This is a genomic window from Capnocytophaga sp. oral taxon 336 str. F0502 (assembly GCF_000411575.1).
GTDB lineage: Bacteria > Bacteroidota > Bacteroidia > Flavobacteriales > Flavobacteriaceae > Capnocytophaga > Capnocytophaga ochracea.
The window spans coordinates 34618-55018 of sequence record NZ_KE150488.1 but is presented as its reverse complement, the minus strand read 5'-3'; the positions used below and the strand labels follow the sequence as shown (position 1 = coordinate 55018).

Sequence of the window (20401 nt, the reverse complement as noted above, 5' to 3'; positions counted from 1 at the left end):
TTTCGAGACGAAAGAAAAGAGAATAGGCACTAGGCCTTAGGGCATAGGCAATAGGGGGAAACATCCCCCTAGCCCCCTTCAAAGGGGGAATTGTAGCGACGGAAAGTCGAAGGTAATGAGGTGAAAATATCTTCCTATATACATATTCGGCTATCGTTGTGTACATACGTGGCTGTCGCTGGCTATCTTCGAAGGGGGAATATAGGGACGGAAAAAGTATTGAGGACTTTCCAAAAAAATGGGGGTGTAGTGATGTTTTCTTCTGTTTGTCAATTATCGAAAATGAACTTTTTGCCATCTTCGGCTAAAAAGACGTTCTTAAAGACTTCTTGTGCTTCCTGCTTGAAGAGATTGACATCGGGATATCGAGAGGAATAGTGCCCTAAAATGAGGGCATCGGCGTGGGCATTCTTAGCTGTGAGTCCTGCTTGATAGGCGGTGGAGTGCATTGTTTTAACTGCGAGTTCTTCGTTTATCTCTAAAAAGGTAGATTCGTGATACACGACTCTTGCTCCTTGTATTTCGGTAGCCAAAGCTTCGAAATAAAGAGTATCGCTACAATAGGCATAGCTTTGCGGGCGGTGAGGGTCGAAGGTGAGCTCAGTATTGGCAATAGTTTCGCCGTTTTCTAATGTTATATCTTTGCCGTTTTTGATGTTCTGATAGTCGCACGTTTGTATCTCGGGATACTCAGCAATTGCGTCGATATTTAGGCGACGTTCGCCTTCTTTTTCTTGAAAGAGAAAACCATTGGTATAGACGCGGTGTTGCAACGGAATGGTACGCACGAGCACTTTGTTGTCTTCGTATAAGAGTTCGGAGGTTTTGGAAGATAGTTCGTGAAAATACAAGGGGAAAGGGGTATAAGCACCACCGAGTTTGAGAATGAGCAAAACGGCTTCTTTGATGCCCTTAGGACCGTAGATGTGCATTTCGGCTTCGCGACCGAGGAGTTGGAAAGTAGAGATGAGTCCGAAGAGTCCGTAGAAATGGTCGCCGTGGAGGTGAGAGATGAAGATGTGCTTGATGCGGGAGAACTTAGCATTGGCATTGCGGAGGGCGATTTGGGTAGCCTCTCCACAATCGATGAGGAACAGATGACCGCGCATTTCGAGCAGTTGAGCCGAAGGGCGGGCATTGGAGCGAGGGGTCGCACTGTGACAACCTAAGATAGTTACTTCCATAAGTCGCGTTCTATTTCGTCGAGTTCAATAAGGTCGTACGCCTCTTGGAGGGTAGGAGCGATATGCAGGAGGAGTTCAAAATCTTCGAGCGCTAAGGCACGTTGCACCACCACCACTGATTTGTGATGTTGCTGATTGTGCTGTTGGGCAAAGACGACGAGTGGTTTGAGGTCTTTCTTTAACCAGTGTTCCTCTTCGGGCAGGGTAATGATGATGTGCTGTTTTTTAAGGGTTTCGTTGGTATTAAAATCGGCTATCCAAGAGGGGAGTTGCGTTTTAGTGAGGGTAATTACAGTAGTTTCTTTCATTGAGTAAAATTATTTGCGCAAAGTTATGAATAATATTTAAAATACAAAATAATCTTTTCAAATAAATAATCTAGAAGGTCGTAGCACGTATAGGTAATAAAAAACTTTGCCAAAATTTGAAACTTTGGCAAAGTTGTATAATATGTAGTTCGCACTAATTAATAATATCGAAGCCTGTGTATTTTCTGAGGACTTCGGGTACTACAATACCGTTGGGGGTTTGATAGTTTTCTAAAATACCGGCTAATACGCGCGGGAGGGCAAGTGAACTACCGTTGAGGGTATGTGCTAAGCGGTTTTTACCGTCGGCGTCCTTGAAACGCAATTTAAGACGGTTTGCTTGGAAGGTTTCGAAGTTAGACACTGAGCTTATCTCTAACCACTTTTCTTGAGCGGTGGAATATACCTCGAAATCGTAAGTAATTGCTGAGGTAAAGCCTAAATCGCCACCACAAAGGCGCAAGATGTGGTAAGGGAGTTTCAACTCATTGAGAATGCCTTTTACGTGTTCTATCATTCCTTCGAGTGCTTTATAAGAGCGGTCCGGGTGTTCAATGCGTACAATCTCCACCTTGTCGAACTGATGCAAGCGGTTGAGTCCGCGTACGTGAGCGCCATAGCTACCGGCTTCACGACGGAAGCAAGGTGTATAGGCGGTACAGCAGATAGGCAAATCGCTTTCGTTGAGCAAGGTATCGCGGAAAATATTAGTTACAGGCACTTCAGCGGTAGGGATAAGGTAGAGGTTATCTACCCCTACGTGGTACATCTGTCCTTCTTTATCGGGTAACTGACCGGTGCCATAGCCTGAGGCTTCGTTTACTACGTGAGGCACTTGGTATTCGTTATAGCCTGCCTCGGTGTTTTTGTCGAGGAAGTAGGTGATGAGAGCACGCTGTAATTTAGCTCCTTTACCTTTGTACACAGGAAAGCCTGCACCGGTGAGCTTTACGCCTAACTCGAAATCAATGAGGTCGTACTTCTTGGCGAGTTCCCAGTGAGGAAGAGCGTCTTTACCTAAATCAGGAATAGTACCCGCCTCGAATACGACTACATTGTCAGCTTCGGAAGTACCTTCGGGCACCAACTCATTAGGGATATTAGGCACGCGGTAGAGCAAATCGTTAAGCTCCTCTACGGTAGTGTTGAGAGTATCGGTAAGGGTTTTGATATCTTCTTTAAGGGTAGCGGTTTGCTCTTTAAGGGTATTGGCTTTGTCGGTTTCACCTGCTTTAAAGAGGTTGCCTATTTCCTTAGAAAGATTATTGGATTTCGCCAATGTTTCATCGAGGGAAAGCTGAGTGCTACGGCGTTTTTCGTCTAAGGCGATAATATCGTCTATGAGAGACAACTCTTTAAAGTTGCGCTTTTTAAGACCGGTAAGCACGCGGTCTTTTTCTTCTCTAATAGTGTTTAGTTGTAACATATCTTTTCAATTAACAATTGACAATTGACAATTAACAAGGGGGAGAGTGTGTAGTATTTTGAACTTTGGTAAAGTGTGTGACAACCCAATTACAAAGCAGTTGCAAAGGCAATGAGACCGAATATGATACCTGGGGCATTGGCAAGAGCTACGGGTATATCGCGTTTGGGCTTTTTGAGCAGTCCGTAAGTGACCCACAAGGCACAGTTGATAGCAGCTACCAAGGGCTGAATAGGATTGCCTGGTTTACCGTTGAGATTATCGTGAATTTGTGGTATGTAAGATACATACATACCAATGGCAGTAGCAGTAGCTACCCAACTGAGAATAGTAAAGAATTTCCCGTTCTCCATACATAATTATTTTTTAAGTTTATATACTATGATAAATTTGTAAATAGATAATTGCTCGTGCAACTAGCACTTAATTACTCCGTAGGTGATAAGAAAGCAGTCTTATCAGCAATTTTTTGAGCAAAGGAGGCTATGGAGTTCTCGGTAAGTTCTCGCATAAAATTATCTCTGAAAGGCTGTACGGAAGCGTGTAACGGACAGGGTTTCTCTGATGAACACTCTTTGAAGCCCATCGCACAAGCGATAAACTTATCGGCTTCACCTATTTGCTCTACAACGGTCATTAAAGGAGCTTGTTTTTCCTCATCGGAGAGCCAAAAGCCTCCCCCAGGTCCTTTGTTGGAGCTAATTACCTTTTTGCGGGCTAAAGTTTGCAATATTTTTGCCAAAAAGGGCGTAGGAATATGTAGCGCTTCTGCCACGTCTTTGGGCGCTATTCTATGGCTTGCCGATGAGTGTATGGCAAGGTATATTACTGCATTGATGGCATACTTGCTGGAATTGGATAACATATTCGTTCGTTTTTAATTATGAGTTCTTATCTATTTGTCGACTGATGACTAATTTCTGTATTTCGGTTGTTCCCTCGCCTATGGTACACAATTTGGAGTCACGGAAGAATTTTTCGACTGGAAAATCTTTCGTATAACCATAACCGCCGTGAATTTGAATGGCTTCGGTAGCTACGCGCACACATACTTCGGAGGCGTACATCTTTGCCATTGCCCCCGATAGGGTTACGCGCTGACCGTTGTTCTTTTGGAAAGCCGATTTGTGCAAGAGCAGTTCGGAAGCTTCTATTTCGGTAGCCATATCGGCGAGTTTGAAACCAACGGCTTGTAGGTCGATGAGGCGTTTACCGAATTGCATACGTTCTTTGGCGTATTTGAGGGAGGCTTCGTAAGCGCCTTTGGCAATACCCAAAGAAAGAGCACCGATAGAAATACGTCCGCCGTCTAATATCTTCATTGCTTGAATAAAGCCGTCGCCTACTTCACCCAAACGATTAGCATCGGGGATACGACAATCTTGAAATATCATTTCGGCAGTTTCGCTGGCGCGCATACCGAGTTTGTTTTCTTTTTTACCACTGCTAAAACCCTTCGTACCACGTTCTACTACAAAGGCTGTGATGGCGTGTTTGTTACCTTTTTCGCCGGTACGAGCAATGACTACGGCTATCTGTCCTGTTTTGCCGTGAGTAATAAAGTTTTTAGTACCGTTCAGTATCCACTCGTCGCCGTCTTTTACAGCGGTAGTAGCCATACCTCCGGAATCAGAACCGGTATTGTGTTCGGTAATGCCCCAAGCACCTATCCATTCACCTGAAGCCAATTTGGGCAACCAGCGTTGTTTTTGCTGTTCGCTACCAAAGCTAAGGATATGATTGGTACAAAGAGAGTTGTGAGCTGCTATTGAGAGCCCTATAGAAGGGTCGACTTTTGAGATTTCTTCTACAATCGCGATATAATCGTGGTAGTCGAGACCTGAGCCACCATAGGCTTCGGGTACTAAAACGCCCATAAAGCCAAGTTCGCCTGCTTTGCGGAATACCTCCACAGGAAATTCCTGACTTTCGTCCCATTCCATCACGTGTGGATGGATATATTTTTCGGCAAACTCTTTAGCCGCATCGGCTACCATTCGTTGTGTTTCAGAATAGTTAAAATTCATTCGTTATATGCTTATTCTAATACCAAGGGGCAAAGATATAAAATAATTACGAATTACGAATTACGAATTACGTTTTTTTTAATCAGAGGGTGAAAAGAAGAGTGTTAATTGTCAGGGATGTGTTATTCAATAAAAATGGTGTATAGAGGCAATAAGATTGAAGAAAAAATGTTAAAGTTTGTTATATGGCTGCATTTTTTTCAGTATTAAACAAGGAAAATACTTTTAGGTATTTTATACTATAAAACATATTAATCAGCTGTAAAACAAATAAATAAATGTTTTACGTTTTCTGAAGAACAAGCGAACCTACACTGAAGGTAAAGCGAAGCTAAGACGAACCTAAGACGAAGGAAAGACGAAGGAAGAGCGTTAGTTAGTTGAATTTCAATTGGTAAAAAGAGGGAGTTTACTTATTGAAAAAAAAGTGTTAAAGAAGAACGAAATTCTTTTTAATTATCTTGAAGGCTACTGTTCGATATAGAGATACAACTGCAATCGGGCGATGCGTTGTTTATCAAAACCCTCTATTTGCAAAAGGTCATCAAAGGATTTGAGCGTACCGAGCTCGGAACGCAAGCCTACTATCTTTTTGCCTTCTCCGTATTTCACATAAGGAATTTTGCTGAGTTCGTACATATTGAGAGTATTGATGTCCTTCTTCTCAATCACGGGTGTTGTTTGTACCTCAAAGCGCTCGGCTACTCGTTCGTACACTTCCTTTTCGAGTCCGTAGACTTCTGCTACTTGGCTGATATAGGTAAAGCCGTGCAATTTGTTGCGGTATTTCAAGATGCGATTAGAAAAGCCTTCGCCTATACCGTAGATTTTCATCAGTTCTTCGGCAGTTGCGGTGTTGATATCTTGTTTAGGGTAGTGTTTTTGGGGGTATTTTTCATAGACATAAGAAGAAGTTCTGCGGTTTTTCACCCATTCGGGGAACTTAAAAGAAGGGGCTATTTTGTGCAGAAGACTATCCGAAATACCCGTTACTTGTTGGAACTCTTCGGCAGAATTGACATACTTATTCTGTGCGCGAAAAGCTTGCAAGCGGTCGATTTGCTCTGGGGTAAGTCCGAGTTTAAAGCCTTTGTAGTCTGTAATAAAATTGGGATTGAAGGGGTAAATGGTATCTTTTTTAGGCAAGGAAACAAGAGCTCTTAGCGAGTCCATCTCCCGTTGAAGTACAGTAGTTTCAGTAGGGGCAAAAGTGCGATTAAAACTGAGATTACGAAAGGCGAATTGTAGTGCTATGATGAGCAATAGCAAAAAAAGGACACCTCGGGTTTGTTGGCGGTTCATCGGTTTTAGGAGATAGGGGTTGGAGGATTAGAGTCGTTGTTTGAGAGCTTCGTACAAGAAAACAGCACAAGCTACCGAAACGTTTAGCGAACTAATATCGCCTACCATTGGCAATTTGGCTTTGCTATCTACTACTTTGAGTACTGCTGGCGATACCCCGACGTCTTCAGCCCCCATAACAATAGCGGTAGGTACCGTAAAGTCTTCGGCGTATAGCAATTGACTAGTCTTCTCGGTCGCAGCCACTACCCTGATGCCACTGCCTTGCAGGTAGTAGACCGCATCTACGAGGTTTTCGACCTTGCAGATAGGCACGCGAAACACAGCTCCTGCCGAAGTTTTGACAGTATCGGCGGTGATACTCACACTACCGCGCTTAGGAATGATAATCCCCGAAACGCCCGTACACTCTGCCGTGCGGATAATCGCACCAAAGTTGCGCACATCCGAGAGGTGGTCTAACACGAGGAAAAGCGGTGTCGCTCCACTTTCGGTAACTGAGATTACCAAATCCTCGAAGTTGTGATAATCTACGGGGGAGAGGTTCGCCACTACCCCTTGGTGGTTTTTCTTGGTAAGGCGGTTCAGTTTTTCAACGGGCACATACTGCACGGACACTTGGGCTTCTTGTAATAAGGGCATTAGCTCTCTAAACAAACCTCCTTGTAAGCCTTTTTGCAAAAAGACTTTATCGATGGTTTTGCCTGCTTTGAGGGCTTCTATCAGGGCACGAATGCCGTATATTTGGGATTCTTGTTCTTGCATATTATAGCACGACGGGCGTTTATTTTTATTATAGAGGGGACAAAGATAAGAGATTTTGAGGAAGAAAGCTAATCTTTAACAGTATTCTTCAAACATTTCCTTAAAATCTTTATCTGCAAATCCTTCATTGATAAATCTGGCACTAAAAGGTAATAGTTTTTTCTGAATCTTTTTCTCATTTTCAAGAGTATGGTTATATTTTTCTTTCTTTTTCATCTCCGTTATGTGTCTATCAAGCATCTTTCTAAAATTCTCCTTATCCTGCTTAAATTTATTTTTGAAAACAATAAAACTATCTAAACTCATCACTACTAAATCCTGTACTTTAATATTTTTATGAGATAAATCACCTAACTCATCTCTAAACCATTGGTTAAATTGGTAGTTTATTCCTAATATTTCAAGTTTTCTATCAGAAAGGACTAATATAGGATAAATTTTTAAAGATTTGACAGTATTAATCCTATCATCAAAAGGAAACTCATTATTATCAATATTATTTATATGTTTTACTAATTGTCCTATTCCTTTATCGCTTGACTTGTCTTGTAATAATTTATTTTTCAGTTCACTTAATATTTTTTCTATATTTCTTGAAACTTTTACATTCTTATTTATCAAAATATCTTTATACTCAAAAATAAAAATTTTATTATTATACCTAAAATAATAATCAGGTTCATCTTTTGCTTCTTCTTCTCCTAAAGTTTTCTTTTTGACAAAATATTTACAGTTAAAAATAGACTCAAACAAATTATACATTAAAAACTTTTCTGAGAAGTCTTTGTTATAAAAGTTAGAAAAATCACCTTGTATATTATTATCCCAAAAAGATTTAACTAAGAAAAATTTCAAGCTAATTGTAAACTTATCCATTATAAAAAAAGGATTAAGAACTATATAAGTACCATCCGTTTTTTTGTATACAGGATAATTTCTTATATTGATAAAATCATCTTCTACTTTTATTTTTTTAGCAATTAAAGAGTCTAAAAAATTCTGTTGATTATTATCTTTTACCTCAAAGAAGCCATATTTACCTACGTTTATAGCAACATTGACATACAATTCAGCAACTCTTGTTAAAAGCTCTTTTCGATTAGCAACATTAAAGTTATTATATATTTCATCTAAATAGCTTTCATACTTTCCTTGCTCAAGAAAGTTAATCAATTTTTCTAGTTTATAGAAAGAAACATATAATAAATTACCTAATTCTCTATTTATATCATCATATAGCCCTAAATCAGCTGTTGAAAATTTTAGTGTTATATAAGCCTGAGCTATTTTACACATATCATTGTTTTCATTAGGTAAAATAATACTTTTCTCTTTCTCATTTAAAAACTCATTCACCCATAAGATACTTTTAAATATATTTAATTCATCTCTATCTATATCTCTGTCAGTATCTCTCCCCAATGTATTTTCGTCCAACAACTGTTTTTTACTTGCAATAATTCTTTCAACTATATATAAATTTGCTTCCGTTGAAAACACGACAGGATTTCCTTGTGTATATTTATTTTGTTTACATTCTTGTACTTTACTAATTATCTCTCTATGAACATCTTTGTTAGAAATAATACCATCATATTTAGGTAATTTATCCTTATTAAAAAAAGATATAGTTTCTTCTAATGTAGACTTAGATATATTCTTTAAATAATCTATAAGGTCTTTTTTTTCTTCCTCTGGAAAAACATCACTAAATTGTAATCTATAAATTAGCATAATACTATTAATTATCTGCAAAAATAGTAAAAACTTCTTCTTTTTGCAAATAAATAATTTTTAAGTAGTAATGTAAATAATGGAATGATATAATTAAATAACTAATTATAGATTTAAACTTTGCCAAAGGTCGTAGCGCGACGGGCGGGTAGAAACTTTGGCAAAGTTGATACTGCAAAAGAGACTTTATTTGCGTTTTTTAATTACTTCTTTGATATCTTTTCTCTTGGAATAAGCTACAGGCTTCGCATAGCCGATGCGCAAGAGGATTTGTGGATAGGCTTTTGCAATGGGCAAATCGGCTTGCAGTTGCGCACGGAGTTCGGGCACTTCACACGGTTGATTGAGGTAAGCATTGGCGATGCCTGCTTCGGTGAGGACGAGCAAAAAGCGTTCTAATAAACGACCTGTGTTTATCCAAGTGCGGATATCGTCTTTCTCAGAAGTGATAAGCACTATATCGGAGGAAGATTGTATCTTCTTCAAGTCGGTTTTGTTTTGCTTATCGGCTTTTAGTGATGCCTTTACAATGGGCTCGGTTACCCAACGAGGGAGATTAGGAGCGCCGAGCACTGCGTAACTGAGTCCGTCGTGAGTGCTTTCAGAATGCTTTTTGTTGAAGCGTATCCACGAGAGGAGTTCGTTTTTGAAAGCGGGGTCAGCCATTTGCACAGCATTGCCTTGCATTACTGCTTCGGTGAGTGTTGCAAAAAGCGGAGAACCATTGGCGAATGTGTAGAGCTTTGCCCCCGTATCGTCCATAGCTTTGCTTACTAAACTTTGGAGCAAAGGAGCGTCGATGCGTTTGCCATCGTATACCGAACGGTTGGTTTGGCGCTTAGGAATGACAGCTGCTAAGGAACTGGGGGTTACATCTTCTCGTTTTTGCAAAAGCACGGTGATGACACCTTCGCTGGTGAGTTGTACCTGGGTGTGATAGTGCAATTCGGTGGCTTTTAGGCAGAGGTTTTCCAGAGCACAGCCCAAGCTCATAAACAGTTCGCGGTGTTTGTCGTCTACGGCAGGGAGCGCTTTGGTAAAATCGGGCGTAATAATGATGCGGTTGTTCTCAACAGTGAAGAACCAAGGTTGAGAATTGTGACCTGAAGGGGCTTGTGTAGCCGCAGTGACCAATGTGAGGAGGTCAGGATTTTGACCGTTGGACTTTAAGGTAGCCAACGTCATAAGAAGTGTGATACTAAACATTTTTAAGTTCATTTTTAAGTTGTTTTTGTTTTACGATGCAAAGTAACGGTGAAAAAGCGATGAAAAAATGAACTTGGGTTAAGAAATGCGTGAATGGCAATTAGAGAATTAGAAAATGAGGTGCGAGCCGCACAGGCAAAAACTTTGGCAAAGTGTATACCCCTAAAAGTGACATATCTGAACTATCGGAAGGAAACGGAGTTTTTCAGAAGGAGACTAACAAGGTTTTTGGTGAAAAAAGGCTGTTAGGAGGGTGGGGTTAGCTTATAGAGAGCTTATAGGAAGCTTATACGAATCTTGGACGATTGGTATAGAAAGGGTATATAAATAGTTGATAGTGAATAGTTAAAAGTGAGCGGTTAGAGGGTGAAAAGTGAGAAGAAAATCGAAAGAAATCGGTATTTATATATAAAGATTATTCATAAGAAGTAAATGGATTAAAAAAGCTGCCTCATTTTAAGAAGCAGCTTTTTTGTTGATTGTTCATTATCAATTGTTCATTAAATTAAACCACGCCTTGGTCGAGCATCGCGTGAGCTACTTTCATAAAGCCTGCGATGTTAGCACCTTTTACGTAGTTAATATAACCTTCTTCCTGACCATATTTGAGGCAAGCGTTGTGGATAGACTCCATAATTTGGTGTAACTTAACATCAACTTCTTCAGCTCTCCACGCGAGGTGCGCTGCGTTTTGAGTCATTTCAAGACCTGAAGTAGCTACCCCTCCTGCATTCACTGCTTTACCTGGGGCGAAAGGCAATTTAGCATCTTGGAACACTTTGATTGCCTCAGGAGTACAACCCATATTCGATACTTCGGCTACGAGTTTTACACCATTTTTGATAAGCATTTGAGCATCATTGCCATCTAATTCGTTTTGGAATGCACAAGGTAAGGCAATATCACAAGGGATAGTCCACGCTTTTTTACCTGCGGTAAACTTACTTTCTTTAGCAAATTTTTCGGCAAAAGGAGCTACAATATTGCGGTTAGAAGCACGAAGCTCCAATAGGTAGTTAATCATTTCGTGAGTCATACCATTAGGTACTTCTACACAACCATCGGGACCTGAAAGTCCGATAACTTTAGCACCCAACTGAGTTGCTTTTTGTGAGGCACCCCACGCTACGTTACCAAATCCTGATACTACTACGCGTTGTCCTTTGATGTCTCTGCCGAGTTTTTTAAGCATATGGTCTACAAAGTAGAGTGCGCCATAACCTGTAGCTTCAGGACGAATGAGCGAACCTCCCCAGTTGATACCTTTACCGGTGAGTACCCCAGTGTTATATTCGTGGGCTAATTTTTTGTACATACCGTACATATAGCCTATTTCGCGTCCGCCTACACCCACGTCGCCAGCAGGCACGTCGGTATCAGGGCCTATGTATTTCCAAAGTTCGAGCATAAAGGCTTGACAGAAATGCATAATTTCAGCATCGGATTTACCGGTAGGGTCGAAATCAGCCCCCCCTTTAGCGCCTCCCATAGGCAGGGTAGTAAGTGCGTTTTTGAAAGTTTGTTCGAAGCCAAGGAATTTAAGCATTGAAGGGTTTACAGCTTTGTGGAAGCGGATACCACCTTTATAGGGACCTATGGCAGCGTTGAACTGCACGCGGTAGCCGAGGTTGCTTTGCACTTCGCCTTTATCGTCTACCCAATCCACGCGGAAGGTATGAATGCGGTCGGGCTCTACGATGCGTTCTATAATTTTAGCTTTGGCAAATTCGGGGTGCTGGTTGTACACCTCTTGTACTGATTCAAGCACTTCGTGTACTGCTTGCAAGTACTCTTTTTCTCCTGGGTGTTTTGCCTCTAAGGAGGTCATTATTTTTTTTACGTCCATAATATATTTAATTAGTTATGAATTATGTGTTAATGAATTATTTAGTTACGCAAATATATTAATGAGCGACAAAAGTAGTTAATATTATTGAAATGTGCAAAGAAAACGAAAGAAGTTTTTATTAAAAAGATTTATTTTCAAAAGAAAATGAAGTTTTACCTTACATATAAAAAGCCTTTTTGTTGTTCTTCTTTTCCGTGCTTGCTGTAACGAACGATATAGAAATAAGTGCCGTGAAGAGCTTTGCTATTCCCTATAAAACCTTTGGCATTGGCATAACCTCTAAAATAATCGCCATTTTTGCCATAATGCTCGTTTTCATATACTTTTAACCCCATTTCATCAAATATGAGAAGATGAATAGAACTATTAGTATCTGCTCCTTCTACGGTAAAATAGTTGTTCGTATTCTCGGTAGAAATGCCATTGTAGATAACAATGTTTTTCTCTGGCTCTTGCTGTGGTTTTTTTGCTATGGGTCTTACTGTAATGGTTTGCTTGTGTACTGACTCATTAGCACAATCATCTTTGGCTACCCAAGTATATATTATTTTATTGCCAAGGGTTTCTTTGGTAGGAACGACTTGAAATATACCTTTACAATTATCGGTAGCGGTAAGAGTAGGTCCAAGAAGTATTTTAGCTCCTTCATCAATCGTTGTATCTTGAGGTAAGCTCCCTACAAAAGTAGGTTTTTGGGTATCATTCACTACGATTGTTTGTTGATAAGTAATGGTTTCACAGCCATCGTAAGCCTTGAATGTGCGCTGAATGGTAAAGCTATTGGCACAAGTTCCAGCAATCTTTTTATCTGTATGGGTAATAGTTACTGCTCCACAGCCCCCTTCGGTTGTAGGGTTGGCAGGTGCAGGTATCTCATTAGCACATTGAACGGTTACATTTTGGGGTTTGCTATTCTCTACAAAGGTTAAAGGAGAGGGTGTTCCTGTTTTCTTTTTAATTTTAAAGCCTCCATTAGGTACTGATTTTCCGTTAGAGGTTTTATAAGGCGCTACATTGGTGATAGCAAAAGCGATATGGTCTATCACTTCCACTTTGATAACCCCCGCAGGAAGTTGGATTTTTGGTTGTTTGCCCCATTCTACTGTGCCTATCTCGATATTAGGAAGTGTAATCTCGCAAGTACCATCGTTTTCGGTGGTTTCTACCAAAGTATATTTAAAAGTTTTACCTAAATCATCGGAAAGGAAGATGCGCACTTTGCTATTGGGGTCAAAGAAGTTAGGATCTACTTGCCAATGAAGTGTTATTTTATCACCCCCTTGGTACTCGTCGTTCATTCCGTTAGTGATAGCGAAAGTTTTACCGTCGGCGATGTTCACCTTTACAGCTACCATATCGTAATTCACAAAGTGTTGGGGCGCAGGATTAGAGGTTGCCACCCAAAAGAGGTGTTCGCCTTTTGCATTGGGACGTGTATACTCTATAAAGCCTCCTGAATCGCTGTACTGTGTTTGGAAAGTGATAGGATTCCCTTCTGTTTTCCCCTTACGAGTGAGGAACTTAGGATCGTTTACTCCTGCCCTACTGGTGAGTTGTGCTGTGTAATAAATAGGGAGATTGTTAGGGCTTGTCGCCTTGATACGGAATTGGAAATAAGTATCTTTAGGAATGGTATAGGTTTCTTGTAGTTTAGTGCGGTCGATTATAGGGAAAGAGCTTTCGGTTTTGACACCATAAGCATAATTGAAATTACTCACATCATTCCCATTGCGGTCTACTAACTGAGTGCGCTGAGAATCTTTGAAATAAGACCTATTGACGATCCCGCTACGTATTTGATAAGCGGTAGGTAGTGAAAAGAAAGCCCCATCGGGGAAATCATTGCTATAGCCCATCAGTGATTGACCGTAGCGAGGTTCTGTATAGAGAGAGTTGCCTGAATAGGCGTTTTTAAAAGTGTGATCGGCACCAAATAAATGTCCGATTTCGTGAGCGATGGTTGCATTTTCGGCTATTGCCGAAGCCCCTCCTTTTCTTACAAGACGAAATCCTCCAGAAAAGAAAGCGAGTCCTGACAAGGTAGCATCGGTGCCAGGAGCGATCACAATTCCTAAATCATATTGTTTATCGCCAATGAGTTCATTAATCTTTTCAGTAGAATTTTCGATGATATCTCGTCGTGATTTTTGATTGTACAACTGCTTAGTAGCTTCCTGAATAATGAGTCGGTTATCGTCTACGATGCTGAATTTCAATCCTATATCGCGTACATATACCTCGTTGAGAAAGGTTTCGAGGTTGAGCAGGAAGTTTTTTACTTGTGTGATATCACTGCCAAAAGTATGGGCAAAGTCGTAGTAATCAACCAATACGGCCAAGCGATAGAGATAAAGAATTCCCTCGGGGTCGTTAGCCATTATAGATGTAGTAGTGGTGATAGGGCGTGCTGTAGGGCTATTTTGAGGAGAAGGAAAAAGAGAGGTATGCTGGTGAGTATCAGTACCACATTTTGCATTGGGATTATGGCGAAGTCGCTCTTTTGCTGATAGCTTACCTTGCTGTGAGCCTGTAAGTTGGTAGGTAGTCCCTTCCCATTGCAAGCTACCAAAAGCCTCTTTATTAGGGGGTACTACCAAAGTAGCCACAAACTGGTTTTGATAGTAGCCTACAAAGGTGTGAATACCTTTGTCTTGCTGAGAGTTTTCGCGCTCTTGCCATTGGAGATTAAGGGTTTCGCCATTAGGGAGGGCAATATTCCATTGTGCTTGAGCAGTAGTAAAACTGAGGTAGAGGAATAAATAGATAATATGTTTCATTTCTATTATTGGGTAATGTTTTTTAAGGGGGTTGTTAGTAGTTAGAGAAAAACTCCCCCTACTTGATAGTAAGAGGAGTTTTAACTATGTCATTTAAATATATAAATTACAAGGCTACGCGTTTGAAAGCAGTAATCTCTACATTTTTAGATTTTACAAAATCGGATACTTTTTTGCTTTCGTCGTAGATGTACACTTGGTCGAGGAGAGCTTTCTCTTGGTCGAGAGTAGTGTTATCGGAGATGAAGCGTTGTATCTTACCAGGAAGGATTTTATCCCAAATTTGTTCTGGTTTACCTTCAGCTTTCAATTCAGCTTTGGCATCGGCTTCAGCTTTAGCTAATACTTCAGGAGTGAGTTGTGCTTGTGAAACGTATTGAGGTACGTGTTTGAGCGGTTTGCCCAAGCGGTGTAACTCTTCGTTTTCTTTTTCGATGATAGCGATGCGTGCTTCGGTTTCTTTAGCGATGTACTCAGCTGAGAAATCTTTGAAAGAAAGAGTTTCAGCACCCATAGCAGCGATTTGCATTGCTAAGTTTTTACTTACTTCGGTAGCATCGGCGATAGCAGCTGATAAGCCTACGATTGCAGCGATTTTGTTGCCGTGGTGAATGTAAGAACCTACGAAAGGAGCTTCTACTTTTTCAAAAGCACCGAGTTCTATTTTCTCACCGATAACACCTGTTTGTTCGAGGAGTTTTTCGGCTACGGTAATGCCTTTGTAGTTAAGAGCAAGAAGTTCGTCTTTGCTATTTACAGTAAGGGCGAGATCAGCTAAATCTTTAGCAAGTGCTACGAAATCGGCGTTTTTGGCTACGAAGTCGGTCTCACAGTTGAGAGAGATGATAGCACCTACCGTGTGGTTAGCATTTACTTGAGCGATAGCAGCACCTTCTTTAGAATCGCGGTCAGCGCGTTTAGCGGCTACTTTCTGACCTTTTTTGCGCAATACTTCGATTGCTTTATCGAAATCGCCTTCGGCTTCGATGAGGGCAGCTTTACAGTCCATCATACCTGCGCCGGTAGCTTGGCGGAGTTTATTTACGTCTGCGGCGGTAATATTTGCCATTTTTATTAATGTTTATCCTCTCCCCAGCCCTCCCCCGAGGGGAGGGAGAAGCCGGTGAAAGTGAGTTAAAAAATAATTTTAAGGCTTTGACAAAGTTTGGGACTTTGTCAAAGCTTATTTGATTTATTCAGCTGCTTCAGCTTCTTTGTTAGCTTCGGCTGTTCTACCTGAAAGACCTTCGTTTACAGCTTCGGTGATGTAAGAAAGTACTTTTTCGATAGCTTTAGAAGCGTCGTCGTTGGCAGGGATAGCAAAATCCACCTCACGAGGGTCGGAGTTTGTATCTACCATTGCGAAAATAGGAATGTTTAATTTTTGCGCTTCTTTTACAGCGATGTGTTCACGGAGTGTATCGACTACAAATAGAGCACCAGGGAGGCGAGACATATCCGCGATAGACCCTAAGTTCTTTTCGAGTTTTTCGCGCATACGTTCTACGTGTAGTTTTTCACGTTTTGAAAGGGTATCGAAAGTACCGTCTTTTTTCATTTTATCGATAGACGACATTTTCTTTACTGCCTTACGGATAGTTACAAAGTTAGTAAGCATACCACCAGGCCAACGCTCGGTGATGTAAGGCATTTTTACTGAAGTTGCTTTTTCGGCAACTACGTCTTTTGCTTGTTTTTTAGTAGCCACGAAAAGCACTTTTTTGCCAGAGGCTACGATTTTTTTGAGGGCTTCAGCAGCCTCTTCAATTTTAGCAGCGGTTTTGTACAAGTTGATTACGTGGATACCGTTGCGTTCCATATAGATGTAGGGAGCCATATTAGGATTCCATTTGCGGGTAAGGTGACCGAAATGTACGCCTGCATCTAATAAATCTTTAATTTCTATGTTATTTGCCATTTCTTTTTAAATAGTTTACGTTCCTACTATTAGCAATAGCTTGGAGAGGTTTTGTAAATTTTAGATAACCGCCTGAGCCATTTGGATGCTAAACTAAGGAGCAAATTGATATTAACGTTTAGAGAATTGGAATCTCTTACGGGCTTTTTTCTGACCGAATTTCTTGCGTTCAACCATACGAGGGTCGCGTGTTAAAAGTCCTTCGGGTTTCAATACGGCGCGGTTTTCAGCGTCGAGTTCGCAAAGTGCGCGAGCGATAGCCAAACGAACGGCTTCGGCTTGACCAGTGATACCACCACCATACACGTTTACTTTTACATCGTAAGCATCTTCAGCACCTACAAGGCTGAGGGCTTGTTTTACTTTGTATTGTAGTGTAGGGGTAGTGAAATAATTGTTGAGTTCGCGTTTGTTTACGGTGATAGTACCGTTACCTGCTTTAAGGTAGATACGCGCTACGGCGGTTTTTCGTCTACCAATGGTGTGAATTACTTCCATTATTTCAAATCGTTTAAGTTAATGGTAACAGGTTGTTGAGCTTCTTGTTTGTGCTCGGCACCTGCATACACTTTTAAATTACGTAAAACTGCTGCACCCAATCTTGTTTTTGGCAACATACCTTTTACAGCTTTTTCGATGATACGTTCTGGGTGTTTGTCGAGGAGTTGTTTTACTCCTGTGAAGCGTTGTCCTCCTGGGTAGCCAGTGTGGCGAAGATAAGATTTATCTTCCCATTTGTTCCCTGTAAGGTTGATTTTCTCGGCGTTGATAACAATTACGTTATCGCCACAATCAACGTGAGGGGTAAATTCGGGTTTGTACTTACCGCGAAGTAGCTTGGCTACTTTAGAGGCAAGGCGACCCAAAGTCTGTCCATCAGCATCTACCAAGACCCACTTTTTGTTTACAGTGGCTTTATTGGCAGAGATGGTTTTGTAGCTTAATGTGTCCACTCTTTGTGATTTTTATTAAAAATTAAACATTCCTTAATAGTGTCATCAAACGACACTTTTATTTTTAGGGCGCAAAAGTACGACAAATATTTGAAACTGCAAAATTTTTGAGAGGTAAGAGGTAAGAGGTAAGAGGTAAGAATGTGGGAATTAGGGAATTAGGGAATCAGGAAATTAGCCAAAATTTAAATTAATACGAGTTCGGAGTGAGAAATTAAAATATCGCGTTTTATTTGTTAAAAACTCTATTTTATGATTTTTTCTTCAATAATTTATGAAGCACATTTCTTCTATTGATATTCAACATACTAACGTCTTTCCTTCGCCTTAGCTTCGGTATAGGTTCGTCTTAGCTTCGCTCTTCCTTCGGTCAAACTCCTATTAAACGACAAAGAAGGTGTTCTTTTCATTTTATTGATATGCAATGTTTTAACATTTTTAAACCCACAAAAGACTATCAAGTATTCTGTTTTCTAAACTTTAAAATATTTGCAGGGATTTAAGAATCATTAACATTTTTCTAATATCTAAATTAGCAGTTAGGAAGATAAGAGTTAGTAAAAAAGAGGATTGTCTTCGTCGTAATGTTCGTTTACATAGTGAATGGTGATACCTCTCTTTTTTTCGGGTTGACACACCATATATTTCTTTTATTGTCTTATTTGGACAAAAACTGAGATAAATTTAATGTTTTTGTTTGAAATATGTTAGAAAAAATATATTTTTGCCCTATAAAATTAAAACACCCTTCAAAATGAAACTTTGTTTTGCCATATTATCTCTTTTTACATCTTTGGCTTATGCGCAATATACCTTGCCATCTCAAGACATTGCCCTCATTGTTTACAATAAAGATAGTGACATAACAGTCTATAAACAAACCCAAAATGGCAAATATGTTGAAGCTTCACTACAAAAACACTACGATGAAACCTATCAGGGGTATTACCGCCCTTTTACCCTGTCGTGGAAATATGATACCAAAGAAAAAACGCTATCCGAATTATTAGAAAAGGGAGATAAACTCATCTATCCACGCGACATTCGTCCTACTGAATGGGCAAACTTTATAAACCACCCGCTTGTTACCTCTCATTTATTGTCTTTTTCTGAAGATAATGGCAAGTATAAAAAAAGAGCCAAAACCATTGTAAAGTTTTTAAATCCATCACTGGCAACTGTACAACTCCTGCAATACAAAAAAGCTGATTTAGAAGATGTAGGTGGATATTTCTATACTGAAGAAACCAAAATTAAGAAATGGCGACCTTATGAGGTGAGGTATTTCCCTCTAATGGCGCTCGATTTTGGTGAGGGTAGAAAGGTATATCTTTTAGAAGAATCGGATATGATAGTGCCTTTGCAGCATAAAACGCTATTTATATCAAACGAATACAGTGTTTGTACTTCTTTGAAAGCTGAAAAAGGGAAGTCTATTGATACCTCCTACCTTACAGACTTTTACGATTTATCTGATTATTACGACTATCACAAGATAAATGAGTTTTTATATCTGCTTCCTAAAGGTGATAAATACGAACTCAAAAACCGATACCTTCAAAATGTATTGCCTAAAAGTTACGATACGATTCTCTTCAATCGCTGGGCTATTATCGGGAAAGAAGGAACTCAAATAGACATCTACAATGCACTTTTTGAAAAACAACCGCTTACGGGAGTGCTATCGGCTTATCTTACGGATAATGGCTCTATAGAAATGCTTACTGATAAAGGGGTGAGCTATTACAATATCCAACAAACAAAGAAAAACTTAAGACAAATGATTTTTAGACAGGGGAATGATGTATATAGATCACCTAAATTGGGCTATCACATAGAGAAAGATTCCTTAACATATGAATACTATGTGTCGTATATAAGTGATAACTATGATTTAAAACTTCACGGACGAAATTACTACCTTACCGATCGCCTTGCAGAGGAACATCTTTCGTTTATAGGTGAACGAAAATACTTTTATGACTCTCATACGCAAAAACTTATAGCTACCCAGATTCCTATTTGTGTAGAAAGAGGTGATAAGTATGGTTTGTATCTCTATACTTTTTCAAATGTTTTTGCAGGAGAATATGAAAAAATACTATTCTCTTTATACGAATACGAGTTTGAACCTCCTGATAAACTAAAGATGTTTGACCCTCAGTATCTCACAGGAAAAGAAGTACTTCCTATAGCATTTGATACTATAGAAATTAGCAAAGATGACAAGCGGATTATTTTCTCTAAGGACGGAAAAATAGGTATCTATCCTCAGGCTACTGCTGAGTATGAGCTTCTCGAAAAGATATCCTCTTCATTTTACAAAATCATTAAAAATGGACGCAAAGGGTATTTAGACTTTCATTTGCTTAGAGAATATTTATGACAGTAACTCTTCTATGACCCTTGGAAAATACTCATATTCCAATAAGTGAATTTTTTCGGCTAAGGTATCGGGAGTATCGGTGGGGAGTACGGTTGTTTTGGCTTGGAAGATGATATTACCTTCGTCGTAATGTTCGTTTACATAGTGAATGGTGATGCCACTTTCTTTTTCGGCATTGGCAATGATGGCTTCGTGCACGTGTGAACCATACATTCCTTTACCGCCATATTTGGGCAAAAGAGAAGGGTGTATGTTGATGATTTTATGAGGATAAGCCTCAGTGAGATAAGCAGGTACTTTCCACAAGAAACCTGCCAGCACGATAAGGTCGGGGTGCTGGGATTTAAGGATATTGAGGACGATATCCGACTCATAAAACGCTTGTCGGTTGAAGACTAAAGAGGGAATGGCTAAGCGTTTGGCACGCGTAAGTACGCCTGCCTGAGGGTTGTTGCAGAGTATAAGGCTTACCTGCGCAGTGCCTTTTTGGTGAAAATAGGTAGCGATACGTTCGGCATTGGAGCCTGAACCTGAGGCAAAAATGATAATCTTTTTCATAGGGGGTA

General features: G+C 40.0%; 18 protein-coding genes. 1 reads left to right on the top strand and 17 read right to left on the bottom strand.

The window, feature by feature from the left end; translation table 11 throughout:
• Positions 1 to 269 precede the first annotated feature (269 nt).
• The 16 genes from HMPREF1528_RS00245 to rplM form a co-directional block, all read right to left on the bottom strand.
• A complete protein-coding gene (locus tag HMPREF1528_RS00245) occupies positions 270 to 1184 on the bottom strand; it encodes a ribonuclease Z (protein ID WP_016478140.1) in 915 nt (304 codons plus the stop codon).
• On the bottom strand, positions 1175 to 1492 hold the full coding sequence (locus HMPREF1528_RS00240; RefSeq protein ID WP_016478139.1) for a hypothetical protein: 318 nt from the start codon (positions 1490 to 1492) through the stop codon (positions 1175 to 1177). Before HMPREF1528_RS00240 ends, HMPREF1528_RS00245 begins: the two co-directional genes overlap by 10 nt.
• 154 nt (positions 1493 to 1646) lie before the next feature.
• Complete coding sequence (serS, locus tag HMPREF1528_RS00235) at positions 1647 to 2918, bottom strand: serine--tRNA ligase (protein ID WP_002674327.1); 1272 nt, start codon at positions 2916 to 2918, stop codon at positions 1647 to 1649.
• Between the two features lie 89 nt (positions 2919 to 3007).
• Positions 3008 to 3271 (bottom strand): SemiSWEET family transporter, encoded by a 264-nt coding sequence (locus HMPREF1528_RS00230; protein ID WP_002674323.1) that lies wholly within the window; start codon positions 3269 to 3271, stop codon positions 3008 to 3010.
• A gap of 74 nt (positions 3272 to 3345) precedes the next feature.
• Positions 3346 to 3783, bottom strand: coding sequence for an RrF2 family transcriptional regulator (locus HMPREF1528_RS00225; RefSeq protein WP_002674321.1), 438 nt, complete (start codon positions 3781 to 3783; stop codon positions 3346 to 3348).
• Positions 3784 to 3799: 16 nt separating this feature from the next.
• Positions 3800 to 4945: an acyl-CoA dehydrogenase family protein gene (locus HMPREF1528_RS00220; RefSeq protein ID WP_016478138.1), complete on the bottom strand. Its 1146-nt coding sequence runs from the start codon at positions 4943 to 4945 to the stop codon at positions 3800 to 3802.
• Between the two features lie 468 nt (positions 4946 to 5413).
• Positions 5414 to 6247 (bottom strand): helix-hairpin-helix domain-containing protein, encoded by an 834-nt coding sequence (locus HMPREF1528_RS00215; RefSeq protein WP_016478137.1) that lies wholly within the window; start codon positions 6245 to 6247, stop codon positions 5414 to 5416.
• 27 nt (positions 6248 to 6274) lie between these two features.
• Positions 6275 to 7012, bottom strand: coding sequence for a 23S rRNA (guanosine(2251)-2'-O)-methyltransferase RlmB (rlmB, locus tag HMPREF1528_RS00210; RefSeq protein WP_016478136.1), 738 nt, complete (start codon positions 7010 to 7012; stop codon positions 6275 to 6277).
• A 75-nt stretch (positions 7013 to 7087) separates the two neighbouring features.
• Complete coding sequence (locus tag HMPREF1528_RS00205; protein WP_016478135.1) at positions 7088 to 8746, bottom strand: hypothetical protein; 1659 nt, start codon at positions 8744 to 8746, stop codon at positions 7088 to 7090.
• A 186-nt stretch (positions 8747 to 8932) separates the two neighbouring features.
• The gene (locus HMPREF1528_RS00200; protein WP_034567719.1) at positions 8933 to 9964 is read right to left on the bottom strand and encodes an Acg family FMN-binding oxidoreductase; all 1032 of its coding nucleotides are present in this window, start codon (positions 9962 to 9964) and stop codon (positions 8933 to 8935) included.
• Between the two features lie 493 nt (positions 9965 to 10457).
• Positions 10458 to 11798, bottom strand: coding sequence for an NADP-specific glutamate dehydrogenase (gene gdhA, locus HMPREF1528_RS00195; RefSeq protein WP_016478133.1), 1341 nt, complete (start codon positions 11796 to 11798; stop codon positions 10458 to 10460).
• A gap of 155 nt (positions 11799 to 11953) precedes the next feature.
• On the bottom strand, positions 11954 to 14578 hold the full coding sequence (locus HMPREF1528_RS00190) for a reprolysin-like metallopeptidase (RefSeq protein ID WP_016478132.1): 2625 nt from the start codon (positions 14576 to 14578) through the stop codon (positions 11954 to 11956).
• A gap of 106 nt (positions 14579 to 14684) precedes the next feature.
• Positions 14685 to 15647 (bottom strand): translation elongation factor Ts, encoded by a 963-nt coding sequence (gene tsf / locus HMPREF1528_RS00185; RefSeq protein ID WP_016478131.1) that lies wholly within the window; start codon positions 15645 to 15647, stop codon positions 14685 to 14687.
• A 123-nt stretch (positions 15648 to 15770) separates the two neighbouring features.
• Positions 15771 to 16496, bottom strand: coding sequence for a 30S ribosomal protein S2 (rpsB, locus tag HMPREF1528_RS00180; RefSeq protein ID WP_016478130.1), 726 nt, complete (start codon positions 16494 to 16496; stop codon positions 15771 to 15773).
• 111 nt (positions 16497 to 16607) lie between these two features.
• Positions 16608 to 16994: a 30S ribosomal protein S9 gene (gene rpsI, locus HMPREF1528_RS00175; protein ID WP_002674299.1), complete on the bottom strand. Its 387-nt coding sequence runs from the start codon at positions 16992 to 16994 to the stop codon at positions 16608 to 16610.
• Positions 16994 to 17449: a 50S ribosomal protein L13 gene (gene rplM / locus HMPREF1528_RS00170; RefSeq protein ID WP_016478129.1), complete on the bottom strand. Its 456-nt coding sequence runs from the start codon at positions 17447 to 17449 to the stop codon at positions 16994 to 16996. The genes rpsI and rplM overlap by 1 nt, the downstream gene beginning before the upstream one ends.
• Positions 17450 to 18203: 754 nt before the next feature.
• Between rplM and HMPREF1528_RS00165 the strand changes: the two genes are divergently transcribed.
• Complete coding sequence (locus HMPREF1528_RS00165; protein WP_016478128.1) at positions 18204 to 19835, top strand: hypothetical protein; 1632 nt, start codon at positions 18204 to 18206, stop codon at positions 19833 to 19835.
• On the opposite strand, the gene purN is transcribed toward HMPREF1528_RS00165, so the two are convergent.
• On the bottom strand, positions 19830 to 20393 hold the full coding sequence (purN, locus tag HMPREF1528_RS00160; protein WP_016478127.1) for a phosphoribosylglycinamide formyltransferase: 564 nt from the start codon (positions 20391 to 20393) through the stop codon (positions 19830 to 19832). The genes HMPREF1528_RS00165 and purN overlap by 6 nt on opposite strands.
• Positions 20394 to 20401 lie beyond the last annotated feature (8 nt).

Bases quoted from the DNA above. Each gene is read 5' to 3' on its own strand.
- tsf (WP_016478131.1), bottom strand. From the start codon at position 15,647: ATGGCAAATATTACCGCCGCAGACGTAAATAAACTCCGCCAAGCTACC.
- HMPREF1528_RS00215 (WP_016478137.1), bottom strand. From the start codon at position 6,247: ATGAACCGCCAACAAACCCGAGGTGTCCTTTTTTTGCTATTGCTCATC.
- HMPREF1528_RS00205 (WP_016478135.1), bottom strand. From the start codon at position 8,746: ATGCTAATTTATAGATTACAATTTAGTGATGTTTTTCCAGAGGAAGAA.
- gdhA (WP_016478133.1), bottom strand. From the start codon at position 11,798: ATGGACGTAAAAAAAATAATGACCTCCTTAGAGGCAAAACACCCAGGA.
- HMPREF1528_RS00165 (WP_016478128.1), top strand. From the start codon at position 18,204: ATGAAACTTTGTTTTGCCATATTATCTCTTTTTACATCTTTGGCTTAT.
- HMPREF1528_RS00190 (WP_016478132.1), bottom strand. From the start codon at position 14,578: ATGAAACATATTATCTATTTATTCCTCTACCTCAGTTTTACTACTGCT.
- purN (WP_016478127.1), bottom strand. From the start codon at position 20,393: ATGAAAAAGATTATCATTTTTGCCTCAGGTTCAGGCTCCAATGCCGAA.
- rpsI (WP_002674299.1), bottom strand. From the start codon at position 16,994: ATGGAAGTAATTCACACCATTGGTAGACGAAAAACCGCCGTAGCGCGT.
- HMPREF1528_RS00225 (WP_002674321.1), bottom strand. From the start codon at position 3,783: ATGTTATCCAATTCCAGCAAGTATGCCATCAATGCAGTAATATACCTT.
- rlmB (WP_016478136.1), bottom strand. From the start codon at position 7,012: ATGCAAGAACAAGAATCCCAAATATACGGCATTCGTGCCCTGATAGAA.
- HMPREF1528_RS00245 (WP_016478140.1), bottom strand. From the start codon at position 1,184: ATGGAAGTAACTATCTTAGGTTGTCACAGTGCGACCCCTCGCTCCAAT.
- HMPREF1528_RS00220 (WP_016478138.1), bottom strand. From the start codon at position 4,945: ATGAATTTTAACTATTCTGAAACACAACGAATGGTAGCCGATGCGGCT.
- HMPREF1528_RS00240 (WP_016478139.1), bottom strand. From the start codon at position 1,492: ATGAAAGAAACTACTGTAATTACCCTCACTAAAACGCAACTCCCCTCT.
- HMPREF1528_RS00200 (WP_034567719.1), bottom strand. From the start codon at position 9,964: ATGAACTTAAAAATGTTTAGTATCACACTTCTTATGACGTTGGCTACC.
- serS (WP_002674327.1), bottom strand. From the start codon at position 2,918: ATGTTACAACTAAACACTATTAGAGAAGAAAAAGACCGCGTGCTTACC.
- HMPREF1528_RS00230 (WP_002674323.1), bottom strand. From the start codon at position 3,271: ATGGAGAACGGGAAATTCTTTACTATTCTCAGTTGGGTAGCTACTGCT.
- rpsB (WP_016478130.1), bottom strand. From the start codon at position 16,496: ATGGCAAATAACATAGAAATTAAAGATTTATTAGATGCAGGCGTACAT.